Annotated in this window: 21 protein-coding genes; 10 read left to right on the forward strand and 11 right to left on the reverse strand. The window is 64.2% G+C overall.

The window, feature by feature from the left end:
* Positions 1-21 precede the first annotated feature (21 nt).
* The 9 genes from ABIE20_RS18545 to gshB all read right to left on the reverse strand — a co-directional run bounded on the left by ABIE20_RS18545 (position 22) and on the right by gshB (position 7,699).
* Positions 22-1,293 carry a dihydroorotase gene (locus ABIE20_RS18545; protein WP_429506437.1) on the reverse strand — a complete coding sequence of 424 codons (1,272 nt, stop codon included), beginning with the start codon at positions 1,291-1,293 and terminating at the stop codon, positions 22-24.
* Positions 1,290-2,294: an aspartate carbamoyltransferase catalytic subunit gene (locus ABIE20_RS18550; protein WP_010221491.1), complete on the reverse strand. Its 1,005-nt coding sequence runs from the start codon at positions 2,292-2,294 to the stop codon at positions 1,290-1,292. Before ABIE20_RS18550 ends, ABIE20_RS18545 begins: the two co-directional genes overlap by 4 nt.
* 12 nt (positions 2,295-2,306) lie before the next feature.
* Positions 2,307-2,825 carry a bifunctional pyr operon transcriptional regulator/uracil phosphoribosyltransferase PyrR gene (gene pyrR / locus ABIE20_RS18555; protein ID WP_429506438.1) on the reverse strand — a complete coding sequence of 173 codons (519 nt, stop codon included), beginning with the start codon at positions 2,823-2,825 and terminating at the stop codon, positions 2,307-2,309.
* Between the two features lie 62 nt (positions 2,826-2,887).
* Positions 2,888-3,319: a Holliday junction resolvase RuvX gene (gene ruvX / locus ABIE20_RS18560; RefSeq protein ID WP_038997540.1), complete on the reverse strand. Its 432-nt coding sequence runs from the start codon at positions 3,317-3,319 to the stop codon at positions 2,888-2,890.
* Positions 3,319-3,888 carry a YqgE/AlgH family protein gene (locus ABIE20_RS18565; protein WP_429506551.1) on the reverse strand — a complete coding sequence of 190 codons (570 nt, stop codon included), beginning with the start codon at positions 3,886-3,888 and terminating at the stop codon, positions 3,319-3,321. The genes ruvX and ABIE20_RS18565 overlap by 1 nt, the downstream gene beginning before the upstream one ends.
* 71 nt (positions 3,889-3,959) lie before the next feature.
* Positions 3,960-4,943, reverse strand: coding sequence for an ankyrin repeat domain-containing protein (locus tag ABIE20_RS18570; RefSeq protein WP_429506439.1), 984 nt, complete (start codon positions 4,941-4,943; stop codon positions 3,960-3,962).
* Positions 4,944-5,099: 156 nt separating this feature from the next.
* The gene (locus tag ABIE20_RS18575) at positions 5,100-5,591 is read right to left on the reverse strand and encodes a hypothetical protein (RefSeq protein ID WP_429506440.1); all 492 of its coding nucleotides are present in this window, start codon (positions 5,589-5,591) and stop codon (positions 5,100-5,102) included.
* Positions 5,592-5,730: 139 nt separating this feature from the next.
* Positions 5,731-6,636: a TonB family protein gene (locus ABIE20_RS18580; RefSeq protein WP_429506441.1), complete on the reverse strand. Its 906-nt coding sequence runs from the start codon at positions 6,634-6,636 to the stop codon at positions 5,731-5,733.
* Between the two features lie 109 nt (positions 6,637-6,745).
* A complete protein-coding gene (gene gshB / locus ABIE20_RS18585) occupies positions 6,746-7,699 on the reverse strand; it encodes a glutathione synthase (RefSeq protein WP_429506443.1) in 954 nt (317 codons plus the stop codon).
* Positions 7,700-8,013: 314 nt separating this feature from the next.
* On the opposite strand from gshB, the gene pilG reads away from it, so the two are divergent.
* The 7 genes from pilG to trhA are packed head-to-tail and all read left to right on the forward strand — an operon-like array spanning position 8,014 to position 17,912.
* Complete coding sequence (pilG, locus tag ABIE20_RS18590; protein WP_429506444.1) at positions 8,014-8,424, forward strand: twitching motility response regulator PilG; 411 nt, start codon at positions 8,014-8,016, stop codon at positions 8,422-8,424.
* Between the two features lie 42 nt (positions 8,425-8,466).
* Complete coding sequence (gene pilH, locus ABIE20_RS18595) at positions 8,467-8,832, forward strand: twitching motility response regulator PilH (RefSeq protein ID WP_429506446.1); 366 nt, start codon at positions 8,467-8,469, stop codon at positions 8,830-8,832.
* Positions 8,829-9,383 (forward strand): chemotaxis protein CheW, encoded by a 555-nt coding sequence (locus ABIE20_RS18600; RefSeq protein ID WP_429506448.1) that lies wholly within the window; start codon positions 8,829-8,831, stop codon positions 9,381-9,383. The genes pilH and ABIE20_RS18600 overlap by 4 nt, the downstream gene beginning before the upstream one ends.
* Before the next feature lie 15 nt (positions 9,384-9,398).
* Positions 9,399-11,444: a methyl-accepting chemotaxis protein gene (locus tag ABIE20_RS18605; RefSeq protein WP_429506450.1), complete on the forward strand. Its 2,046-nt coding sequence runs from the start codon at positions 9,399-9,401 to the stop codon at positions 11,442-11,444.
* 25 nt (positions 11,445-11,469) lie between these two features.
* Positions 11,470-16,779 carry an Hpt domain-containing protein gene (locus ABIE20_RS18610; RefSeq protein ID WP_429506452.1) on the forward strand — a complete coding sequence of 1,770 codons (5,310 nt, stop codon included), beginning with the start codon at positions 11,470-11,472 and terminating at the stop codon, positions 16,777-16,779.
* Entirely contained in the window at positions 16,772-17,239 is a 468-nt protein-coding gene (locus ABIE20_RS18615) for a chemotaxis protein CheW (protein WP_429506454.1), read from the forward strand. The genes ABIE20_RS18610 and ABIE20_RS18615 overlap by 8 nt, the downstream gene beginning before the upstream one ends.
* A 55-nt stretch (positions 17,240-17,294) precedes the next feature.
* Positions 17,295-17,912, forward strand: a complete 618-nt coding sequence (gene trhA, locus ABIE20_RS18620; RefSeq protein WP_429506456.1) for a PAQR family membrane homeostasis protein TrhA — start codon at positions 17,295-17,297, stop codon at positions 17,910-17,912.
* On the opposite strand, the gene ABIE20_RS18625 is transcribed toward trhA, so the two are convergent.
* Together ABIE20_RS18625 and ABIE20_RS18630 are read right to left on the reverse strand one after the other, a co-directional pair.
* Entirely contained in the window at positions 17,909-18,628 is a 720-nt protein-coding gene (locus tag ABIE20_RS18625) for a 16S rRNA (uracil(1498)-N(3))-methyltransferase (RefSeq protein WP_429506457.1), read from the reverse strand. The two genes, trhA and ABIE20_RS18625, sit on opposite strands and share 4 nt — an antisense overlap.
* A gap of 99 nt (positions 18,629-18,727) precedes the next feature.
* On the reverse strand, positions 18,728-20,134 hold the full coding sequence (locus tag ABIE20_RS18630; RefSeq protein WP_429506458.1) for an adenosylmethionine--8-amino-7-oxononanoate transaminase: 1,407 nt from the start codon (positions 20,132-20,134) through the stop codon (positions 18,728-18,730).
* A gap of 200 nt (positions 20,135-20,334) precedes the next feature.
* Here ABIE20_RS18630 and ABIE20_RS18635 point away from each other — a divergent pair, with 200 nt between their 5' ends.
* From ABIE20_RS18635 to ABIE20_RS18645, 3 genes are all read left to right on the forward strand, one after another.
* Positions 20,335-22,161 carry a flavin monoamine oxidase family protein gene (locus tag ABIE20_RS18635; RefSeq protein WP_429506459.1) on the forward strand — a complete coding sequence of 609 codons (1,827 nt, stop codon included), beginning with the start codon at positions 20,335-20,337 and terminating at the stop codon, positions 22,159-22,161.
* 263 nt (positions 22,162-22,424) lie between these two features.
* Positions 22,425-22,976 carry a cytochrome b gene (locus ABIE20_RS18640; protein ID WP_429506460.1) on the forward strand — a complete coding sequence of 184 codons (552 nt, stop codon included), beginning with the start codon at positions 22,425-22,427 and terminating at the stop codon, positions 22,974-22,976.
* Between the two features lie 34 nt (positions 22,977-23,010).
* Positions 23,011-23,589, forward strand: coding sequence for a YceI family protein (locus ABIE20_RS18645; RefSeq protein ID WP_429506462.1), 579 nt, complete (start codon positions 23,011-23,013; stop codon positions 23,587-23,589).
* Positions 23,590-23,592: the final 3 nt, after the last annotated feature.

Here is a 23,592-nt window from a genome sequence, read left to right on the forward strand (position 1 = left end):
GCCGCAACGCGGCCCCGGATATCAGGCTTCGTGGCTGATGTGCCCATCGACCAAGGTATAACGCACCGCGCCCGGCAGGCAGTGGCCGATAAACGGGCAGTTGTCGCCCTTCGAGCGCCACTGCTCGCCGGCGAGGGTCGAGGCCTTGGCGTCGAACAGCACCAGGTCTGCAGCGCTACCAACCTTCAGCTCGCCGGCTGGCAGGCGCAGCGCTGCTGCAGGTCCTGCAGACAAACGTTGCAACAAAGTCGCCAGGTCGAGCAGGCCGTCTTCCACCAGGGTCATGGCCAGTGGCAGCAACAGTTCGACACTGCTGATACCCGCCTCGGTGGCACCGAATGGCGCCAGCTTGGCATCGCGCTCATGGGGTTGGTGATGGCTGGAAATGGCCTGGATCACCCCGGACTTCACCGCCTCGCGCAGGCCGTCGCGGTCGGCGCGGGTGCGCAGCGGCGGTTGCACATGGTAGAGGCTGGAGAAGTCGCGCAGCGCTTCGTCGGTGAGAATCAGCTGGTACAGGGCAACGTCAGCGGTTACCGGCAGGCCCAGCTCCTGGGCCTGGGCGATCAACCGCGCGCCGCGGGCGCTGGTCAGCTGGCTGAAGTGGGCACGCACGCCGGTCTGTTCGACCAGCAGCAGGTTGCGCGCCAGGGCCACGGTCTCGGCGGTTTCCGGGATGCCCGGGAGGCCGAGGAAGCTGGCCATGGCGCCTTCGTGAGCCAGGCCGCCCTGGGCCAGGTCACGGTCCTGGGAATGGAAGATCACCGTCAGGTCGAAAGTTGCGGCGTATTCCAGGGCGCGGGCCAGGGTACGGTTGTTGGCAAAGGCATTGAGACCGTTGCCGAAGGCCACGCAGCCGGCGTCGCGCAGGGCAATCAGCTCGGCCAGTTGCTCGCCTTCCAGGCCTTTGCTCAGGGCGCCGATCGGGTAGACCTTGCTGTGCCCGGCTTCGCGGGCACGGTCGAGAATCAGCTCGGCCACTGCCGAGGTGTCCAGCACCGGCTTGGTCTGCGGTGGGCAGCACAGGCTGGTGACGCCACCGGCAGCGGCGGCGCGGGTTTCGCTGGCGATGCTGCCCTTGCGGCTGTAGCCGGGCTCGCGTAGGGCGACGTTGAGGTCGACCAGGCCGGGGGCGGCCACCAGGCCCTGGGCGTCGATGCTGCGGGCGGGCTTGAAGCCTGCCGGGGCGGCGCCGATGGCGATGATCTTGCCGGCATCGATGTGCAGGTCAGTGGTCTGGTCCAGGCCGCTCAGGGGGTCGATGACCCGGGCGCCGAGAATACTGAGGGTCACTGGGCGTTCTCCTGCTCGAATTGACGTTGCGCGGTCTGCCCGCTCATGGCCATGGACAGCACCGCCATGCGTACGGCGATACCGTAGGTGACCTGGTTGAGAATCACCGAGTGGGCACCGTCGGCCACTGCCGACTCGATCTCGACGCCGCGGTTGATCGGGCCCGGGTGCATGACGATGGCATCCGGCTTGGCGCCGGCCAGGCGCGCGGTGGTCAGGCCGAACAGGCGATAGAACTCGCCTTCGCTGGGCAGCAGGCCGCCGGCCATGCGCTCGCGCTGCAGGCGCAGCATGATCACCACGTCGACGTCCTTGAGGCCTTGCTCCAAATCGGTGTAGACCTTCACCCCGTACTGCTCGATACCGATCGGCAGCAGGGTTTTCGGGCCGATCACGCGGATGTCCGGGCAACCCAGGGTTTTCAGCGCGAGCATGTTCGAGCGCGCCACCCGCGAGTGCAGGATGTCGCCGACGATGGCCACCGAGAGGTTCTCGAAGCCGCCCTTGTGCCGACGAATGGTGAGCATGTCGAGCATGCCCTGGGTCGGGTGGGCGTGGCGGCCGTCACCGCCGTTGATGATCGCCACCTCCGGGCACACGTGCTCGGCGATGAAGTGCGCGGCGCCCGAGTCGGCGTGGCGCACGACGAACATGTCGGCGGCCATGGCCTCGAGGTTGCGCAGGGTGTCGAACAGGGTTTCGCCCTTGCTGGTCGAGGAGGTCGACACGTTCAGGGTGATGACGTCCGCCGACAGCCGCTGGGCGGCCAGTTCGAAGGTAGTGCGGGTGCGGGTGGAGTTCTCGAAGAACACGTTGCAGACGGTCTTGCCGCGCAGCAACGGGACCTTCTTCACGGCCCGGGCGCCGACTTCGAGGAACGAGTCGGCGGTGTCGAGGATTTCGGTCAGCAGTTCGCGGGGCAAACCGTCGAGCGAGAGAAAGTGGCGCAGCTGGCCCTGATCATTGAGCTGCAGCGGGCGCTTGGCGTCGATTGGCGTCATCGCGGGGGACTCTTAAAGGGCGGAAGCGGAGGCGAGGTCCTGGCGCTCGAGGGCGAGCGGTGCGGGTCCGGTCAATTTTACCCGTTCATGGGCGGCCAGCGACAGGGTTGCGCCGACCACATTCGGCCGGATCGGCAATTCGCCGGCATCCAGGTCGAGCAGGCAGACCAGGGTCACGCTGGCCGGGCGGCCATAGTCGAACAGCTCGTTGAGGGCGGCGCGGATGGTGCGCCCGCTCATCAGCACGTCGTCGATCAGCACCAGGTGCTGGCCTTCGATCTCGAACGGCAGGTCGGACGGGCGCACCTGCGGGTGCAGGCCGTTCTGGCTGAAGTCGTCGCGGTAGAAGGAAACGTCGAGCGTGCCCAGGGCGGCGTCGCTGCCCAGCTCTTCGAGCAGTGCCTGGGCGACCCAGACACCCCCGGTGCGGATACCGATGAAACGCGGTTCGGTAATGGCGCGCCGGGCCAGATGGGCGCGAAGGTCGACGGCCATCTGCCGGATCAGTTCGGCGGGATTGGGTAGGCTCATGCTTGCTCCTCAAGAGGCCGGGGAGCGGTGCGCTGGCCCGGCTTGAATGCGATGATCGGGTCTCAGGCCCCGGTATTGGCCTCCAGCCAGCCCTGCAGCAGCAGGGCGGCGGCAATGGCATCTACCGGGTTGTCGCGGTAACTGCCGCGCTGGCCGCCACGGGCCATGCGCTCGCCTTTGGCTTCGAAGGTGGTCAGGCGTTCGTCGTGGGTGTGCACCGGCAGATTGAAACGGCCATTGAGGCGGCGGGCGAATTTTTCGGCGCGCTCGCTCATCTCGCTGGGGCTGCCGTCCATGTTCAAGGGCAGGCCGACCACCAGGGCATCGGGTTTCCACTCCTTGATCAGTTTTTCCACCTGGGCCCAGTCCGGCGTGCCGTTCTGCGCCTTGAGGGTGCACAGCTCGCGGGCCTGGCCGGTGATCACCTGGCCGACGGCGACGCCGATCTGGCGGCTGCCGTAGTCAAAACCCAGCAGTAGGCGGACTTCGGCCATCAGGCGTGCCCCGCCTGGCTGGTCAACAGGCTGAGGTTGATCCCCAGGCTCGCGGCGGCGGCGGCAAGGCGCTGCTCGCAAGCCATGCCGAAGATGATCTCGGGGTCGAACGGGCAGTTCAGCCAGGCGTTGTCGGCCAGCTCCGCTTCCAGTTGCCCGGCTTCCCAGCCGGCATAACCGAGGGTAATCAGGCTCTGCTTGGGGCCTAGGCCGTCAGCGATGGCGAATAGCACGTCCTGGGAGGTGGTCAGCGACAGGCCGTCGAGTTCGACGGTGGCCTGGAAGCTGCGCTCGCTGGTGTGCAGGACGAAGCCGCGGTCGGTTTGCACCGGGCCGCCCATGTAGATCGGAACTTGAATGCAACTGGCCGGCGGTTCGACGTCCGGGCGCAGCTGTTCGAGGATATCGGCCAGGTTGAGGTCCTGCGGCCGATTGACCACCAGCCCCATCGCCCCATTGGCGTTGTGCTCGACGATGTAGGTCAAGGTCTGCGCGAAGTTCGGGTCGGCCATGTGTGGCATGGCAATCAGGAACTGATGCTTGAGGTAATCCGGGCTGAGGTTCTTCATGCCTGATAGTGTGGCGGTGAGTGGCCACGCTGACAAGGTGCTGGCGTCACCTTGTCAGCTTTACTGCGGGGTTACTTGAACAGCTTGACCACTTCTTCGGTGTACAGGGTTGGCGACTCTTCAGCGGCCGACAGCACGTACTCCTGGACGGTCTGCTGCTTGGCCTGCGGGTACTTGGCCAGGTAGCTCTCCGGGAACGCCGGGGCCTTCAGGCTGGAGCCGGCCTTGATCAGCGCGGCAACGCAGTCCGGGTTGTCCGTGCGGGCGGCTTCTTCCAGCGGCGTACCGACCGGGAAGGTGCCGTGCTGCTCGTGGTAGGCATCGATCGAGCTGCCTTTTTTCAGCAGCAGGGCGATGCGCTCGGCCGCTTGCGGGTCGGGCTGGCCGTTCATTTCAAAGGCACGCTCGCAAACATGGTGCAGCGGCGTTGAGCCGGTCAGGGTTACCTGGTACGGATTGGCGCCGGCAGCGACCAGCAGCTTGATTACCTCCAGGTTCGAGGCACCTGGTCCGGTCAATGGGGTAAAGCCATTCGGCCGGACCGCCTTGGCATCGGCGCCGGAAGCCAGCAGCAGCTTGATCAGTTCGGCGGAGCCCTTGACTGCCGCGGTGTTCAGCGGCGTAGCGGAATCGCCCTGGGCCAGCACGTTGACGTCGGCGCCGGCCTTGATCAGGCCCTTGACCATGCGCAGGTCGGCTTCGGAGGCCTTCGATTGCTCGGCCTGGTTGAGGACGAACAGCAGCAGGGTTTCGCCGTTTTCCTGAATTGGCGTGTTGACGTCACCGATCTTTGGCAGGAACAGCTCGAACGGTGCGACGATCTTGTAGGAGGCGGCCAGGAACATCGGCTGGCCTTTCGGATCGGCACCCTGGTCGAGCAGGGCCTGGATCTTGGCCAGGCGCGCCGGGGTTTCGTCGTACTTGTACTCGCCAACTTCGTTGTACAGCTTCTGCGACAGCTCGGCGGCGTCGGCGAAGGCGGCAGCAGGCAGGACGCAGGCCGCCAGGGCCAGGCCGAGGGCGGCTGTTTTGCGGGCGAAATTGATGCGCGACATCAACAGAATCCTTTCTTGAGGGAGATATACGGGCGCGCATCATCGCAAAATGGCTATTGTTTTGCCATCAGGCTAAACCTTAAATCGATTGTACTGGGCGCTGACTGCCGGATGGGCAGTCAGCGGCCAGTGCAGACGGGGCGAGCGGCTGTGTTTTCAGAAACGAAAAATAGCTGGGTGGTATTGAGCGGTAAACGAATTAATGACAACGTTTATCTCGCGATCATCCAGTGGGTAGTCGAAGTGGCCATTCCCTTCGATGTGAAGTAACTCAGGCTGGTTGGACAAGGCTTTGATACTCAGCGTTCCTGTGCCAGGGTGGCTGCCTCCTACTTGTCCGTTTCTGTAAGTTGCACACAAACTCAAGAACTCATGCTCGCCGGGCGTAGGGCTTATTGGGTAGTTACCTTGTTCCAGCGCAGAGCCCGTCGAAATCCAAAGGGCAGGGTAGGTTCCGCTCGGATCAAAAGGCCCCTCGCTGAAAACGCAATAAATAAGGCTCGCGTCGCCCGGCCGAAAGATATAGACGTTATCGTCCTCGTACACTTTTTCATTGAGGCCATCTTTTACGGTTATATTAAAATAACCTGAGGCGAGTTTAAGGTTGTACGTAAATTTTTCGGTAGCAGGCTTACCGGTAATAGTCATGGCAATCTCCTGGTTTGGTGATTTACCTAGTGATATTGACCCGCTGAAAGCAATACCGAAACTGTCAGTTTTATCAGGTGGCAGTGATAGGTTTTCGTGTTATCCCTAAGTATTTTCAGTTCTGCCCAAGGCGCGCGAATCAATTGCTCTGCAAACGGTCGCCGCGGGCGAAACGCCAGGTACGGATGATCTCCAGCCGGTCGATATCGGCCAGGTCGCCGGTGAACGGTGCGAACGGTGCGGCCAGGCGCACGATGCGCTGGGCGGCCTGATCAAGCAGGGGCTGGCCGGAGGACTCCAGCACCAGCACTTCATACAGCGAACCGTCGCGGTTGATCGACACCATCAGCCGCAGGCTGCCGTAGATCTGCTGGCGCCGGGCTTCGTCGGGGTAGTTGAGGTTGCCGATACGCTCGACCTTCTTGCGCCACTCGTCCTTGTACCAGGCTCCCTTGTCGCGCATGGTCGAGGCGGCGTTGAGCCGGTGGATGCGCGGGCGCTTGGCGTACAGCTGCTGTTCGTTGGACAGTTCGGCTTCGAGGCTGGCGATCTGGCTGGACAGCTGCGAGCTGTCGAAGTCCGGGGTCGCGGCCTTGGGTTTGGGCTGCGGCTTGGCTTCCTTGGGCCGGGTTTCGACCTTGTCCGGCTTCGGCGCCTTGGTCGCGACCACTGCCTTGGGCGGCGTCGGTTGCGGCTGCACTTCGGGCTTGGCGGCCGGCGGCGGTGTGACCTTGTTGATCTTGCTGTCCTGGAAGGGCGCTACTTCGGTGGTTTTCGGCACCGCTTTCTTGTCCAGGGTGCCGCTGCCTTGCTGGTTGTCCTGGGCCAGGTAATCGGCCTTCTGCGGCGCTTTCTCGCTTTTGAAGGTGGCCAGGGTGATTTCCATGGTCCGGCGGATTTCTTCGGGCTTGGCGAAGGTGAAGCCGACACCGAGGATCAGCACCAGGTGCAGCAACGCCGCCAGGAACAGGGTAAAACCCAGGCGATCCACCGGGCGTACGCGGGGTGGAGAGAAGTCGGCAGGGATGTCAGCAGGAAGCGTCATCAGGTATCCAGCAGCTGCAAAAACCGGGGAAAACCGCCAGAGCAGGTGCCCAGGTCATAAAAACGACCGGCATGATACCCCACTCTGCACGGTTGCTCCGCGTCGGCTGTCAGCGCGCCTTGAGCTTGCGATCAATGGCATCCATCAACTGCACGCCGATCTGGGTGCCGAAGGCGTTGTCGATCTCGCGGATGCAGGTCGGGCTGGTGACGTTGATTTCGGTCAAGTGCTCGCCGATCACGTCCAGGCCAACGAACAGCAGGCCCTTCTCGCGCAGGGTCGGGCCGACCTGTGCGGCAATCCAGCGGTCGCGGTCGGTCAGCGGGCGGGCTTCGCCACGGCCGCCGGCGGCGAGGTTGCCACGGGTTTCGCCCGAGGCCGGAATGCGCGCCAGGCAGAAAGGTACCGGCTCGCCGTCGATCATCAGGATGCGCTTGTCGCCGTCCTTGATGGCCGGCAGGTAGCCTTGCGCCATGATTTGCTGGGTGCCGTTGGCGGTCAGGGTTTCGAGGATCACCGAGAGGTTCGGGTCGCCCGGACGATGACGGAAGATCGAGGTGCCGCCCATGCCGTCCAGCGGCTTGAGGATAGTGTCGCCCTGCTGGTTGACGAATTCGCGCAGGATATCGGCGCGGCGGCTGACCAGGGTCGGCGGCGTGCACTGCGGGAACAGCGTGGCGAACAGTTTTTCGTTGCAGTCACGCAGGCTTTGCGGACGGTTGACCACCAGCACGCCGGCGGCTTCGGCCTGCTCCAGCAGGTAGGTGCTGTAGACGAACTCCATGTCGAACGGTGGATCCTTGCGCATCAGGATCACATCCAGCTCGCTCAGGGCGCTGTCTTGTTCGGCATCCAGCTCGAACCAGTGCTCCGGGTCGGCGAAGACTTTCAGCGGGCGCATGCGTGCACGGGCCTGGCCGGCGCCCTGGTAGAGGTCCTGCTGCTCCATGTAGAACAGCGACCAGCCGCGCTCCTGGGCGGCCAGCAACATGGCCAGCGAGCTGTCCTTTTTATAGGAAATGCGCGCAATGGGGTCCATGACAATCCCGAGGCGAACGCTCATGGGCTAAATCCTCTCAGCGGCAATGGGCCGCATTGGCTCGAATGAAAAGTGGCGTCAGGGTGGCGCTCGCAGCGCTGGCGGTCAAGGGAAAAACGCATCCTGGCCGGTGCTGCGCCGGGCGTCGGCGCGGGCCGATGGAATGCACCCCCCAGAGTGTGCTAAAAAGGCCTGGCACGTGGCCTGCACGGCCGTCTCCAGCTGCAAGCCACAAGGCATAAGCCACAAGAAAAAGCACACCGCGTTCACCCTGCTTTTTCTTGCCGCTTGAAACTTGTAGCTTGCCGCTCATAGCGAGCAGCGATGGTAGAGCAATTATGGAACAGCCCGGCGCGGCATTGAAGGTGATGGTGATCGACGACTCCAAGACGATTCGCCGCACCGCCCAGATATTGCTCAGTGAAGCAGGATGTGAGGTCATCACGGCCATCGACGGTTTCGATGCCCTGGCCAAGATCATCGACCACCAGCCGCAGATCATTTTCGTCGACGTGCTGATGCCGCGTCTGGACGGTTACCAGACCTGCGCCCTGATCAAGCAGAACAGCACGTTCAAGGACACGCCGGTGATTCTCCTGTCGTCCCGCGATGGCCTGTTCGACAAGGCCCGTGGCCGCGTCGTCGGCTCTGATCAATTTTTGACCAAGCCTTTCAGCAAGGAAGAACTGCTGGACGCAATCAAGGCCCATGTGCCCGGATTCGCCACAGAAGAACAACACGCACCCTGACGCTGCGTCGCCGCAGGCGTCTATTCCTTCATGGGGAACAGCATGGCCCGAGTTCTGATCGTCGACGATTCGCCGACCGAAATGTACAAACTGACCGGTATGCTCGAAAAACACGGGCATCAGGTTATCCAGGCCAAGAACGGTGCCGACGGCGTGGCCCTGGCCCGCCAGGAACAGCCTGACGCGGTGCTGATGGACATCGTCATGCCCGGGGTCAACGGCTTCCAGGCTACTCGCCAGTTGAGCAAGACCCCGGAAACCGCGCATATCCCGGTGATCATCGTCACCACCAAGGACCAGGAGACCGACAAGGTCTGGGGCCAGCGCCAGGGCGCCAAGGACTACCTGACCAAGCCGGTGGACGAAGACACCCTGATCAGGAAGCTCAACGACGTGCTCAAAGGTTGACCACCCGGCCCATGGGTGAGTCGCTGACGGCCTTCGAGCTGCTGCTGGACATCGACCGGCGCTGCCGGCTGCTGGCCGCCGACCTGCCGTTGCAGGAAACCCGCCTGCAGAGCTGGAGCGGCATCGGCTTTCGCATCGCCGAGCAGTGGTTCGTCGCGCCCATGGGCGAAGTCGCCGAAGTGCTGCACGAACCGCGCCTGAGCCGCATCCCTGGGGTCAAGGCGTGGGTCAGCGGCGTCGCCAACCTGCGTGGCCGGTTGCTGCCGGTGATGGACCTCTGCGGCTTTTTCGGCCTGGGCCTGTCGGCTGCGCGCAAGCAGCGGCGGGTGCTGGTGCTGGACCATGACGAGCTGTTTGCCGGGCTGCTGGTCGATGAAGTGCTGGGCTTGCAGCATTTTCCGCTGCACAGCCTCGATCTGTCGCCGCCGACGCCGTTGCTCAGTGCTGCCGCGCCTTTTGTCCAGGGGCATTTCCAGCGTGAGCGCAGCTGGGCAATCTTCAGCCCCTTCGCCCTGGCCCAGGCGCCGGGTTTCCTCGATGTCGCGCTGTAAAGGAACGCCACCTCCGTGACCACGACCAAGACGGCTCCATCGCCCCAGGGTTCCCGCAGCAGCGCGCAGATCGCGGCGCTGTTCGTGGTGCTGATCCTGTCGATCATCCTGCTGTTTGCCAACTTCGCCTACCTCAACACCCAGGCCAACTACGACAAGCAGTACATCGGCCATGCCGGTGAACTGCGCGTGCTGTCCCAGCGCATCGCCAAGAACGCCACCGAAGCGGCGGCGGGCAAAGCGGTGGCTTTTCGCCTGCTGAGCGAGGCGCGCAACGACTTCGAGCAGCGCTGGGGCTACCTGAAAAAGGGCGATGCCAGCACCGGCCTGCCCGCGGCGCCGCCGGCGGTGCGCAAGGAAATGGACGCGGTGCTGCGCGACTGGGAAAACCTGCGCAAAAACACCGACACCATTCTGGCCAGCGAGCAGACCGTGCTGTCGTTGCACCAGGTTGCCGCGACCCTGGCTGAAACCGTGCCGCAGTTGCAGGTGGAATACGAGAAGGTCGTCGAGATTCTCTTGCAAAGCGGTGCGCCGGCCAGCCAGGTGGCCGTGGCCCAGCGCCAGTCGCTGCTGGCTGAGCGTATTCTTGGCTCGGTGAACACCGTGTTGGCCGGCGACGACACCGCCGTGCAGGCCGCCGATGCCTTCGGCCGCGACGCCAGCCGTTTCGGCCAGGTGCTCGAAGCCATGCTCGGCGGCAACGACACCATCCAGGTGACCCGCGTGCAGGACCCGGACGCCCGCGCGCGCCTGGCCGAGATCGCCGAGCTGTTCCAGTTTGTCGCAGGCTCCGTGGACGAGATCCTCGAAACCTCGCCTGAACTGTTCCGGGTGCGCGAAGCTGCCGGGAGCATCTTCGGCCTGTCGCAAACCCTGCTCGATGAAGCCTCGCGCCTGGCCACCGGGTTTGAAAACCTGGCGGGTGGGCGCACCCTGGATACCGTCGGCGGCTACGTGCTGGGCCTGCTGGCACTGGCGTCGATCATCCTCATCGGCCTGGTGATGGTGCGTACCACCCATCGGCAGCTGCGCGAAACCGCCGAGAAGAACGAGCGCAACCAGCAGGCGATCATGCGCCTGCTCGACGAAATCGAAGACCTTGCCGATGGCGACCTGACGGTGACCGTGTCGGTGACCGAAGACTTCACCGGCGCCATCGCCGATTCGATCAATTATTCCATCGACCAGTTGCGCGACCTGGTGGCGACCATCAACCTCAGCGCCGAGGAAGTCGCCGCCGCCGTGCAGGACACCCAGAACACTGCGCGCCAGCTGGCCAAGGCCTCCGAGCACCAGGCCCAGCAGATCAGCGATGCCTCGGTGGCGGTGGGCGATATGGCTGAGTCCATCGACCGGGTCTCCACCCACGCCTACGAGTCGGCGAAAGTGGCCGAGCGTTCGGTGGCCATCGCCAACAAGGGCAACGAGGTGGTGCACAACACCATCAACGGCATGGACAACATCCGCGAACAGATCCAGGACACCGCCAAGCGGATCAAGCGCCTGGGCGAGTCGTCTCAGGAAATCGGCGATATCGTCAGCCTGATCGACGACATTGCCGACCAGACCAACATTCTCGCCCTCAACGCAGCGATCCAGGCTTCGCTGGCAGGTGAGGCCGGGCGTGGCTTTGCCGTGGTTGCCGACGAAGTGCAGCGCCTGGCCGAACGCTCGTCGTCGGCCACCCGCCAGATCGAAGCGCTGGTGCGCACCATCCAGGCCGACACCAACGAAGCGGTGATTTCCATGGAACAGACCACCGCCGAAGTGGTGCGCGGTGCACGCCTGGCCCAGGATGCCGGGGTGGCGCTGGCGGAAATCGAGGGCGTATCGCAGACCCTCGCCGACCTGATTCACAGTATCTCCGATGCCGCCCAGCTGCAGACCTCTTCGGCCGGTCAGATCTCGCATACCATGTCGGTGATCCAGCAGATCACCTCGCAAACCTCGGCCGGCTCCACCGCCACCGCCGAGAGCATCGGCAACCTGGCGCGCATGGCCAGCGAAATGCGCCGCTCGGTGTCCGGTTTTACCCTGCCGCCGACGCCGCCGCGTTGAGGGCATCATGGTGATGGGAGCAGTTATGGCGGATCGGCACGATACGGTGGCGCTGGCCTGGGTCAGAGGGGCAATCGCCGACTGCCTGGGCCAGGCGCGCCTGACCCTTGAACACTTTGCCGCCGAGCCCGGCGATGAAGCGGTGCTCGACGGTTTCGTCGAACAACTGCATCAGGTGCGTGGCTGCCTGCTGATGCTCGAACTCAACGGCGCGGCGCTGCTCGCCGAAGAAATGGAACAACTGGGCCTGGCCTTGCGCCAGGGCCGTGCCAGCCAGCGCGGTGAAGCGCTGGGTGCGCTGTTTCGCGGCCTGGAGCAATTACCGCTGTACCTGGAGCGCCTGCGTAGCGCCCGCCGCGACCTGCCGCTGGTGGTGCTGCCGGTGCTCAACCAGCTGCGTGCCGAGCGCGGCGCTGCAGCCCTGGCCCAAGACAGCCTGCTGACCAGCAGCCCGGCCGACGCCGAAGAGCTGGCCAACCTCGACCTGTACCTGGGCACCTGGCGTGATCGCCTGCAAGCCGGGCCGGATCGCGATGCCCTGCGCTCGGTGGTCGCCGCCCTGTGCGAAGACCTCAAGCGGGTCAAGGAACGCCTCGACCAGTTCGTGCGCGGCGACCGCCAGCACCTGGATGAACTGGAGCCGTTGCTGGCGCCGCTGCGCCAGATCGCCGACACCTTGGCGGTCCTCGGCTTTGGCCAGCCGCGGCGGGTGATCATCGACCAGGTGTTGGTGCTGCAAAGCCTGGCCCAGGGCCAGCGCGAGCCTGCCGATGCACTGCTGATGGATATCGCCGGCGCGCTACTGTATGTCGAGGCCACCCTGGCCGGCATGGTCGGGCCGCTGGAGCAGAACATCCAGAGCCCGCTGCCGGGCACTGACCTGGCCGAGATTCGCCAGTTGGTGCTGGAAGAGGCCTTCGCCGTAATGCAGCAGGTCAAGGACCTGATCGGCGATTGCCTCGACGCCGGCTGGCAGCCTCAGCGCCTGCAGCCATTGCCGAACTTGCTGCAACAGGTGCGTGGTGCTTTGGCGATGCTGATGTTGCCGCGCGCAGCGGCATTGATCGGGCAGTGCGGCGACTATGTGCATGAACAGCTGCTGGGCAGCGAAACCCTTGCCGATCCTGCGGCCCTGAGCCATCTGGCCGAAGCCTTGAGCGCCTGCGAGTGTTATCTACAATGGCTGATTGCCGACCCCCAGGCCAATCCTTTGCGGTTTCTCGAGGCGGCCCAGCACAGCCTGGCAGCACTGGGTTATCGCCTTGAGCCGGAGCCCGTGGCAGAGGCGCCAGTGGTGATTGCCGCTGAAGAAGCGCCGATCGACGATGAACTGCGGGAGATATTCCTCGAAGAGGCGCATGAACTGCTGCCATTGCTCAATCAGATGTGGACGCGCTGGCAAGCCGACGGCAGCGATCGCGACGCCCTGATCGAACTGCGTCGCGGCCTGCACACCCTCAAGGGCAGCGGCCGCATGGTCCGCGCCCAGGTGCTGGCTGAACTGGCCTGGGCGGCGGAGCACTTGCTCAACCGGGTGCTCGAAGGCCGGGTGGAAATCGGTGCGGCGCCGCTGGCTGCCTTGCAGCAAGCGCTGGACACGCTGCCTGGCTTGCTCGGCGAGTTTGCCCAGGCACTGGCGCCAGCGCATCCGGACGTTGAACAACTGGCCGCGCACCTGCATGCCCTGGCCATGAATGATCCGCGCAGCGAGAGCGAGGCCAGCGAAGCCATCGACCCGCAATTGCTGGAGATCTTCCGCAACGAAGCCCTGGGCCACCTGGACAGTCTCGAAGCCTTCCTGCACGAGGCCGACAAGCAGCTGCCGCTGGCGGTCAGTGATAACCTGCAGCGCGCCCTGCACACCCTCAAGGGCAGTGCGGCGATGGCCGGGGTCGTGCCGATTGCCGAGCTGGCCGGCGCCCTGGACTTGCTGGCGCGGGAGTTCAAGGCCCATCAGCTGGCCTTCGACCTGGAAGAAATCTACCTGCTGGAAACCGCCGAGCCGCTGCTGCGCCGTGGCGTGCAGCAGCTTTCCAGTTCGCCTCTGGCGCCGATTGCCGGGGCCGCGACGCTGATTGCCGACGTCCATCAGGTGGTCGATGCGCGCCTGCAAGCGCTGCACGAGGCGCCAAGCCAGGGCCTGCGGGTCAAGCGCGACCCGCAACTGATCGCCAGCTTCCTGGCTCAGGGCATGGACATCCTGCTCGACGCCGAGTCGTTGCTTTTACGCTGGCAGGAGCACCCGGGCGAACGCCAGGAACTCAATGCCCTGCTCGATGAACTGACCACCCTTGGCCAGAGCGCGCACCTGGCCGACCTGTGGCAGGTGGATGAGCTGTGCGAAGCCTTGCTCGACCTCTACGGCGCCGTGGAGGAGAGCAGCCTGGCAGTCAGCCCGCGGTTCTTCAGCGAAGCGCAAAGCGCCCATGAAGCGCTGATCGACATGCTCGATCAGATCGCCGCCGGCCAGGAAGTCGATCCGCGTCCGGAGCGCCTGCAGGCCTTGCGCGAGCTGCTTGATGAAGGCCTCGACCCATCGGCCATGGGCCTGGTCAGCAGCCAGGGCGGGGCGATCACCGAGCTTGCCAGTGCCACCGCCGAACTTGCGGCCCAGGCGCCGGCCCCGGCCATGGTCGAGCTGTTTCTCGATGAAGCCAGCGACATACTCGACAGCGCCGACCAGGCCCTGGCGCGCTGGCTGCTGGATACCGACAACGCCTCGGCACTGTCGTCGTTGGCACGCGACCTGCAAACCCTCAAGGGCGGCGCGCAGATGGCCGCCATGGGTGCATTCGAGGTGCTGGCGCAAGAGCTTGAACTGCTTTACGAAGGTTTGGTGGATCGGCGCTTCAGCCCCGGCGCCGAGCTGTTTGCCCTGCTCAAGCGCAGCCATCAGCAACTGGCGCAGATGCTTGAACAACTGCAGCAGGGCCAGCTACCGGCGGCCCAGGTCGAACTGCTGGCGGCGTTGCGCGAGTTTCGTCATGACGCACCGCCGCCTGTGCCTGTGGATAAACCCGTCGAAGCGCAGCAGGATGCCGGCGACAAAGAGCTGCTGGAGATCTTCCTCGAAGAAAGCCTCGATCTGGTCGAAAGCTCCAGCGCGGCCCTGCTGCGCTGGCAGGCCGAGCCGCGTAATGGCGTTGAGGTAGAGAACCTGCTGCGCGACCTGCACACCCTTAAGGGCGGTGCGCGGATGGTCGAGATCGGGCCGATCGGCGACCTGGCCCACGAACTGGAGTTTCTCTACGAGCTGCTCGCCGCCGGCCAGTTGCAACCGAGCCCGGCGTTGTTCAGCCTGCTGCAGAACTGCCACGACCGCCTGGCGCACATGCTCGATGCAGTACGCCTGCAACAGCCGCTGCACGCCGCCACGGCACTGATCGACTACATCCGCAACTTCAGCAGCGCGGCACTGGCCGACACCGCCGCCGGCCAGGCGCACGCGGACGCTGCGCCGCCGGAGCTGCCGGTGACCGCACCTGAACGCGGCGCCGGCGACATGGTCAAGGTGGCCTCGGAACTGCTCGATGACCTGGGCAACCTGGCCGGCGAGAACTCGATCATCCGTGGCCGTATCGAGCAGCAGGTCAACGATGCGCAAGTGGCCCTGAACGAGATGGAAACCACCCTGGAGCGCATGCGCGACCAGTTGCGCCGCCTGGATACCGAAACCCAGGGACGCATCCTCAGCCGCCAGGCCGATGGCGACGGCCAGGCCTACGATGATTTCGACCCGCTGGAAATGGACCGCCATTCGCAGCTGCAGCAGTTGTCACGGGCGTTGTTCGAATCGGCCTCCGATCTGCTCGATTTGAAGGAAACCTTGAGTGTGCGCGCCCATGACGCGCAGAGCCTGTTGCAGCAACAGGCGCGGGTCAACAGCGACCTGCAGGAGGGCCTGATGCGCACCCGCATGGTGCCCTTCGAGCGCCTGGTGCCGCGTTTGCAGCGGGTGGTACGGCAGGTCTCCAGCGAGCTGGGCAAGCAGGTCGAACTGGTGGTCGGCAATGCCGAGGGCGAGATGGATCGCAGTGTTCTGGAACGCATGATGGCGCCGCTGGAACACATGTTGCGCAACGCCGTCGATCATGGCCTGGAGTCGCGTGAGGCGCGCCTGGCGGCGGGCAAGCCGGAGCATGGGCTGATCTCGCTGAATCTGTTGCATGAAGGCGCGGATATCGTCATCGAAATGACCGACGACGGTGCCGGGGTGCCGCTGGAGGCCGTGCGGCGCAAGGCGATCAAGCGCGGCCTGCTCGACCCCGCGGCGGTGCTCAGCGATCACGAAGTGATGCAGTTCATCTTGCAGCCCGGGTTCTCAACCGCCGAGAAGATCACCCAGATTTCCGGCCGCGGCCTGGGCATGGACGTCGTCCATGAAGAGGTCAAGCAGCTGGGTGGTTCGATGGTGATCGAGTCGAACCCGGGCAAGGGCGCGCGCTTTCTGATCCGCTTGCCGTTCACCGTGTCGATCAACCGCGGGTTGATGGTGAACTACGGCGAAGAGCAGTACGCGATTCCGCTCAATACCATCGAAGGCATCGTCCGCGTGCCGCCGGCCGAACTCGAGGCTTGCTACCAGCTCGACCCGCCGCACTACCAGTATGCCGGACACCGCTACGAGCTGCGTTACCTGGGCGAGCTGCTGCAGGGCGCGGCGCAACCGAAACTGTTGGGCCAGAGCCTGCCGCTGCCGGTGCTGCTGGTGCACTCCCACGACCAGCAATATGCCGTTCAGGTCGATGGCCTGGCGGCCAGCCGCGAAATCGTGGTCAAAAGCCTGGGGCCGCAGTTTGCCGCGGTCCAGGGCTTGTCCGGGGCAACCTTGCTGGGCGATGGCCGGGTGGTGCTGATTCTCGATCTGCTCGGCCAGTTGCGCGGTTTGCAGCAGCAATTGGCGTTGCATCAGCGTGGCAGCGATGGCCAGCGCCGGGACAACCTCGGCAGCGAGCCGGTGCGGCCGCTGCTGGTGATGGTGGTGGACGATTCGGTGACAGTGCGCAAGGTCACCGGGCGCCTGCTCGAGCGCCACGGCATGAACGTGCTGACCGCCAAGGACGGGGTCGATGCCATGGCCCTGCTGCAGGAGCATCGCCCGGATATTCTCCTGCTGGATATCGAGATGCCGCGCATGGACGGCTTTGAGGTCGCCACGCAGATCCGCCACGACCCCAAGCTCAAGGACCTGCCGATCATCATGATCACTTCGCGTACCGGCCAGAAACACCGCGACCGGGCCATGGCCATCGGCGTCAACGACTACCTGGGTAAGCCCTATCAGGAATCGGTGCTGCTGCAGAGCATTGCCCAATGGAGTCGCCGCGATGCTTGAACAACCGGCCCGGCAAAACCGCCGCAGCAGCCTCACCGGCCTGCTGCTGCCCTTGAGCGATCGCTGCCTGGTACTGCCCAACGTGGCCGTGGCCGAACTGATCGGCTTTCAGCCCGGCAGCCCGACGCTGGAGCCACCCGAGTGGATGCTCGGCTGGATCGACTGGCGTGGCCAGCGCCTGCCGCTGCTGAGCTTCGAGTCGGCGTGCGGTGGCCAGTTGCAGGTTGGCGAGCGGGCGCGGATCGTCGTGCTCAATGCCCTGGGCAATAGCCCGCTGCGCTTCATCGCCTTACTGGTGCAGGGCATTCCGCGCTCGTGCAAGCTCGACAGTCAGCTCAACTACGTCGATGTGCCGCTGGCTGGCCTGGAGCTGGCGGCGGTACAGGTGGGCGAACAAGTGGCGCGGGTGCCGGACCTGCCGGCACTGGAACAGCTGCTGATGGACGCAGGGGTGGTGTGAAACATTTGCCTGTGTAGGATGGGAGACCTGTTTCACATCAGGAGGACCCTGTTGCATGTATCACGGTGAACGTTTCAATGCCTGGACCCATCTGGTCGGTGCCGTTCTGGCCTGCATCGGCGCCATCTGGCTGCTGGTGGTGGCGAGCCTGCAGGGCGACCCCTGGAAGATCGTCAGCCTGGCGATCTATGGCTTTACCCTGCTGTTGCTCTACAGCATCTCGACGCTCTATCACAGCGTGCGCGGCAAGGCCAAAGTGATCATGCGCAAGCTCGATCACCTGTCGATCTACCTGTTGATTGCCGGCAGTTATACGCCGTTCTGCCTGGTCAGCCTGCGCGGGCCCTGGGGCTGGAGCCTGTTTGGAATCGTCTGGGGGCTGGCGGTGATCGGCATGTTGCAAGAGATCAAGCCGCGCTCCGAAGCGCGGGTCATGTCGATCATCATCTATGCGCTGATGGGCTGGATCGTGCTGGTGGCGGTCAAGCCCTTGCTGGCCAGCCTCGGCGCCGCAGGTTTTGCCTGGCTGGCGGCCGGTGGCGCGTTCTACACCATCGGCATCATCTTCTTCGCCTACGACAGCCGCTTTCGCCATTGGCATGGTATCTGGCACCTGTTCGTGATTGCCGGCAGCCTGCTGCACTTCATCGCGGTGTTCTTCTACGTGCTCTAGAAGTCGCCCCACAGCTGCTGGGCCACGGCCAGGGCCACCACCGGCGCAGTTTCGGTGCGCAGCACCCGTGGGCCCAGGCGCGCGGCATGGAAGCCGGCGCCTTTGGCGTGCTCGACTTCCGTCTCGCTGAGGCCGCCTTCAGGGCCGATCAAGAACGCCAGGCTGGCGGGTTGCTGGTGGCTGACCATGGGTTCGGCGACCGGGTGCAGAACCAGCTTGAGGTCCTGGTCGCAGGCCTTGAGCCAGTCGGCGAGCAGCTGCGGCGGGTGAATGACCGGCACGCTGGAGCGCCCGCATTGCTCACAGGCGCTGACCGCCACCTGGCGCCAATGGGCCAGGCGCTTGTCGGCGCGCTCATCCTTGAGGCGCACTTCGCAGCGCTCACTGACGATCGGGGTGATGGCGCTGACGCCCAGCTCGGTGGCTTTCTGGATCGCCCAGTCCATGCGCTCGCCGCGCGACAGGCCCTGGCCGAGGTGAACCTTGAGGCTGGAGTCGGGTTGCCCGGCAAAGGCTTCGTCGAGCTGGACGCGGACGGTTTTCTTGCCGACTTCCAGCAATTGGCCGCGAAACTCCTGGCCGCTGCCGTCGAACAGTTGCACGGCATCGCCAACGGCCATGCGCAGTACGCGGCCGATGTAGTGGGCCTGGGCTTCGGGCAGGTCGTGGGCGCCGAGGCTCAGGGGGGCGTCGATGAAAAAGCGGGACAGTCTCATGTACTAACTCTAAAAATGTGTTGGCAGTGCGGGCTTCATCGCGGGGCAAGCCCGCTCTTACAGGGATCTTTGTAGGAGCGGGCTTGCCCCGCGATGCAGTTAGCCCGGATCGCGGAAATCAGGGTGGAAATCAGCCGGCACCGCCACGCTGACGCTGCTGCTGGTGGCAATGTCGATGCCCTCGGTGGCCACCTCGGCAAGAAAGTCGATCTGCTCGGGGGTGATCACGTAAGGCGGCAGGAAGTACACCACGCTGCCCAGCGGGCGCAGCAGGGCGCCACGGCTCAAGGCGTGCTCGAAGACCTTCAGGCCGCGGCGTTCCTGCCACGGGTAGGCGGTCTTGCTGGCCTTGTCCTGGACCATCTCGATGGCCAGGGCCATGCCGGTCTGGCGTACTTCAGCGACATGCGGGTGGTCGACCAGGTGCGCAGTGGCGCTGGCCATGCGCTGGGCCAGGGCTTTGTTGGCCTCGATGACGTTGTCTTGCTCGAAGATATCCAGGGTCGCCAGCGCCGCGGCACAGGCCAGCGGGTTACCGGTGTAGCTGTGCGAGTGGAGAAAGGCGCGCAGGGTCGGGTAATCGTCGTAGAACGCGCTGTACACCTCGTTGGTGGTCAGGCACGCGGCCAGCGGCAGGTAGCCGCCGGTCAAGGCCTTGGACAGGCACAGGAAATCCGGACGGATGCCGGCCTGTTCGCAGGCGAACATCGTCCCGGTGCGGCCAAAGCCCACGGCGATCTCGTCGTGGATCAGGTGCACGCCGTAGCGGTCACAGGCTTCGCGCAGCAGCTTGAGGTACACCGGGTGGTACATGCGCATGCCGCCGGCGCCCTGGATCAATGGCTCGACGATGACAGCGGCGACCGTGGCGTGGTGTTCGGCCAGGGTCTGCTCCATGGCCGCAAACATGTTGCGCGAGTGCTCTTCCCAGCCCATGCCCTCGGGGCGCAGGTAGCAATCCGGGCTTGGTACCTTGATGGTGTCGAGCAGCAGCGCTTTGTAGGTCTCGGTGAACAGCGGCACGTCGCCAACCGACATCGCCGCGATGGTCTCGCCGTGGTAACTGTTGCTCAGGGTGACGAAGCGCTTCTTCTCTGGCTGGCCTTTGTTCAGCCAGTAGTGAAAGCTCATTTTCAGTGCCACTTCGATGCAGGACGAACCGTTATCGGCGTAAAACACCCGGTCCAGGCCTTCGGGGGTGATCTGCACCAGGCGCTCGGACAGCTTGATCACCGGCTGGTGGCTGAAGCCGGCGAGGATCACGTGCTCGAGCTGGTCGACCTGGTCCTTGATGCGCTGGTTGATGCGCGGGTTGGCATGGCCGAAAACGTTGACCCACCAAGAGCTGACGGCATCGAGGTAGCGCTTGCCTTCGAAGTCTTCCAGCCACACGCCTTCGCCGCGCTTGATCGGAATCAGCGGCAGTTGTTCGTGATCTTTCATCTGGGTGCAGGGGTGCCACAGGACCTTGAGGTCACGTTGCATCCACTGTTGGTTGAGGCCCATTTCGATTCTCCTGGCGACGGCGGCTCGGACATGCCGCGCAAGCCTATGCAATGCGCCGGTCGAGAACAACCCGTGCGCTGCAATCAGGGTGCTGGCGTTGCTGGCGTTGCTGGCGGGGGCGCTTGGCGTGGCGTATCCTTCGGCTACTCTTTCTGGGGGGATCCCCCCAAACACTTCTGCTTTGATCCGGAGTTCGCCGAATGTCTGCTGGTTGGCTGCGCGCCTGTGCGCTGGTAATGATAGGACTGTTCAGCGGCACTGCGCTGGCCAAGGACAAGGCCCCGACGGCAATCGTCGTCGGTGGCGGTCTGGCCGGCCTGACAGCCGCCTATGAGTTGCAGAACAAGGGCTGGCAGGTGACCCTGCTGGAAGCCAAGACCGGCATGGGCGGGCGTTCGGGCCTGGCCACCAGTGAGTGGATTGGCAACAGCAAGGCCCAGCCGGTGCTCAACCAGTACCTGGACGCCTTCAAGCTCAGCACTTTGCCGGCACCCGAGTTCGTGCGCACCCCGGGTTATCTGATCGATGGCGAGTATTTCAGCGCCGCCGACCTTACCACCAAGCAACCGGCCACCGCCGAGGCACTCAAGCGTTACGAGAAGACCCTCGACGACCTGGCGCGTTCGATTGACGATCCGCTGAACCCGGCGGCCAACAGCACCTTGTTCGCCCTCGACCAGCTCAACGTCTCCGGCTGGCTCGACAAACTGCAGTTGCCGGCCACCGCGCGCCAGCTGGTCAACCAGCAGATCCGTACCCGCTACGACGAACCGTCGCGCCTGTCGCTGCTCTATTTCGCCCAGCAGACCCGCGTTTATCGTGGCGTCAGCGACCGTGACCTGCGCGCCGCGCGCCTGCCAGGCGGCAGCCCGGTGCTGGCCCAGGCTTTCGTCAAGCAGCTGAAGACCATCAAGACCCAGTCACCGGTCAGCGCCATCATCCAGGACAAGGACGGCGTCACTGTCAAGGTTGGTAGCGTCGGTTACCAGGCCGATTATGTGGTGCTGGCGGTGCCACTGCGCGCGCTGTCGAAGATCCAGATGACACCGGGCCTGGACACCAAGCACCTGGCCGCCCTGAAGGGCACCAACTACGGCTGGCGCGACCAGCTCATGCTCAAGTTCAAGACCCCGGTGTGGGAAAGCCGCGCACGGATGTCCGGCGAGATCTACAGCAACACCGGCCTGGGCATGCTCTGGATCGAGCCTGCGCTCAAGGGCGGCGCTAACGTTGTAATCAACCTCTCCGGTGACAACGCGCGTCTGCTGCAGGCCTTTGGCGACAAGCAGATGGTCGACCAGGTGCTGATCCGCCTGCACGCCTTCTACCCGCAGGCCCGTGGCGCCTTCACCGGCTACGAAGTGCGCCGCTACAGCACCGACGTCGGTACCGGTGGCGCCTACCTGGCCTATGGCCCTGGGCAGATCAGCAAGTACTGGCGCCTGTGGGAGCGACCGGTGCAGCGGGTTGCCTTTGCTGGTGAGCACACCGATGCGATGTACCCAGGCACCCTCGAAGGCGCCCTGCGCAGTGGCCAGCGTGCTGCCAGCCAGGTCCAGGACCTGGCCGCCGGCAAGTCGTTCGAGCCGGTCAAGGCGGTTGCCGCCACCGCTGCTGCAGGCACTGCGGCTGCCGCGGCGAGCAAAGGCAACTTCTTCAGCAACCTGTTTGGCGGCTCGTCCGACAAGCCGGCCAAGGCCCAAGAGCCGGTGAAGAAGGAAGAGAGCAAGCCAGGCTTCTTCAAGCGCATGTTCGGTAGCGATGACAAGCCTGCCGAGCAGCCAGCGGCCAAACAAGCGGACGTGGCTCCGGCCCCCGCGCCGGCGGCTGCGCCAGCACCTGCGGTCGCACCGGTTGCCAAGGAAGAGCCGGCCAAGGCCCCGGTGAAAGCGGCCCCGGCCAAACCTGCGGCCAAGAAGGCGCCGGTGAAAAAACCGGTGGCCAAGGCGCAACAGCCCAAGAAAGCCGCAGTCAAGGCTGCGCCTGCGAAGAAGCCGGCGGCCAATACCCAGGCCAAGGCGCAGTAATGCGCTGACTTCATCGCCGGCAACGCCGGCTCCCACAGGGGCAAGCACACACTGAACCTGTGGGAGCCGGCCTTGCCGGCGATGGGCCGCGCAGCGGCCCCAAGGCCCGCAGGGTCTTCCCTTCCCACGTAGTTAATGTTTCCTTAATAGCTTCGTTTCATACTAAAGATCATATTTCTCGATATTTCAGAGCAAGTTTTTCTGCTTTTAATCGATAAATAACTCGTTAGTCTTGAGCACAGTTCTTACAGGGAAACACGGCAATGCAACTGCGCAACTCACCTTCTCGTTATGGCTTTGTCAGCATCGTCCTGCATTGGGGTGTTGCACTGGCGGTATTCGGCCTGTTCGGCCTGGGCCTGTGGATGATGGGCCTGGACTACTACAGCCCATGGCGCAAAGACGCCCCCGACCTGCACAAAAGCATTGGCCTGGTGCTGCTGGGCGTGATGCTGCTGCGGGTGCTCTGGCGCTTTGTCAGCCCGCCACCGCCGGCCCCGAGCAACCACGGCCAGCTCACCCGCATCGCCTCCAAGGCCGGCCATGGCCTGCTGTACCTGGGCCTGTTCGCGGTGATGATTGCCGGTTACCTGATTTCCACCGCCGATGGCGTTGGCATCCCGGTCTTCGGCCTGTTTGAAGTGCCGGCGCTGGTCAGCAACCTGCCCGACCAGGCCGATGTCGCCGGTGAGATCCATTTCTACCTGGCCTGGGGCCTGGTGATATTTGCCGGGCTGCACGGCCTGGCAGCCCTGAAACACCACTTTATCGACCGTGACGCGACCCTGATCCGCATGCTGGGCCGCAAAGCTTGATGCTCAACCTCAACTCCAAAAGGGATATAGACGCATGTTGAAAAAGACTTTTGCCGCTCTGGCGCTCGGTACCGCACTGTTCTCGGCCGGCCAGGCAATGGCAGCAGACTACAAGATCGACAAGGAAGGCCAGCACGCCTTCGTTGACTGGAAGATCAGCCACCTGGGCTACAGCTTCATCCACGGTACCTTCAAGGACTTCGATGGCTCCTTCAGCTGGGATGCCACCAAGCCTGAAGCCAGCAAGATCGCTGTCGACCTGAAAACCGCCAGCCTGTGGTCCAACCACGCCGAGCGTGACAAGCACATCGCCAGCAAAGACTTCCTCGATGTGAGCAAATTCCCAGAGGCCAAGTTTGTCTCCACCGCTGTCAAATCGACTGGCGAGAAAACTGCTGACGTGACCGGCGACCTGACCCTGCACGGCGTCACCAAGCCAGTCACCTTCAAGGCCACTTTCAACGGTGAAGGCAAGGATCCATGGGGCGGTGAGCGCGCTGGCTTCAACGCCAAGACCACGCTGAACCTGAACGACTTCGGCATCAAAGGCCCAGGCCCGTCTTCGCAGACCCTGGATCTGGACATCTCGATCGAAGGTATCAAGCAGAAGTAATGC

It is taken from the genome of Pseudomonas sp. 2835 (genome assembly GCF_050435905.1).
GTDB lineage: Bacteria > Pseudomonadota > Gammaproteobacteria > Pseudomonadales > Pseudomonadaceae > Aquipseudomonas.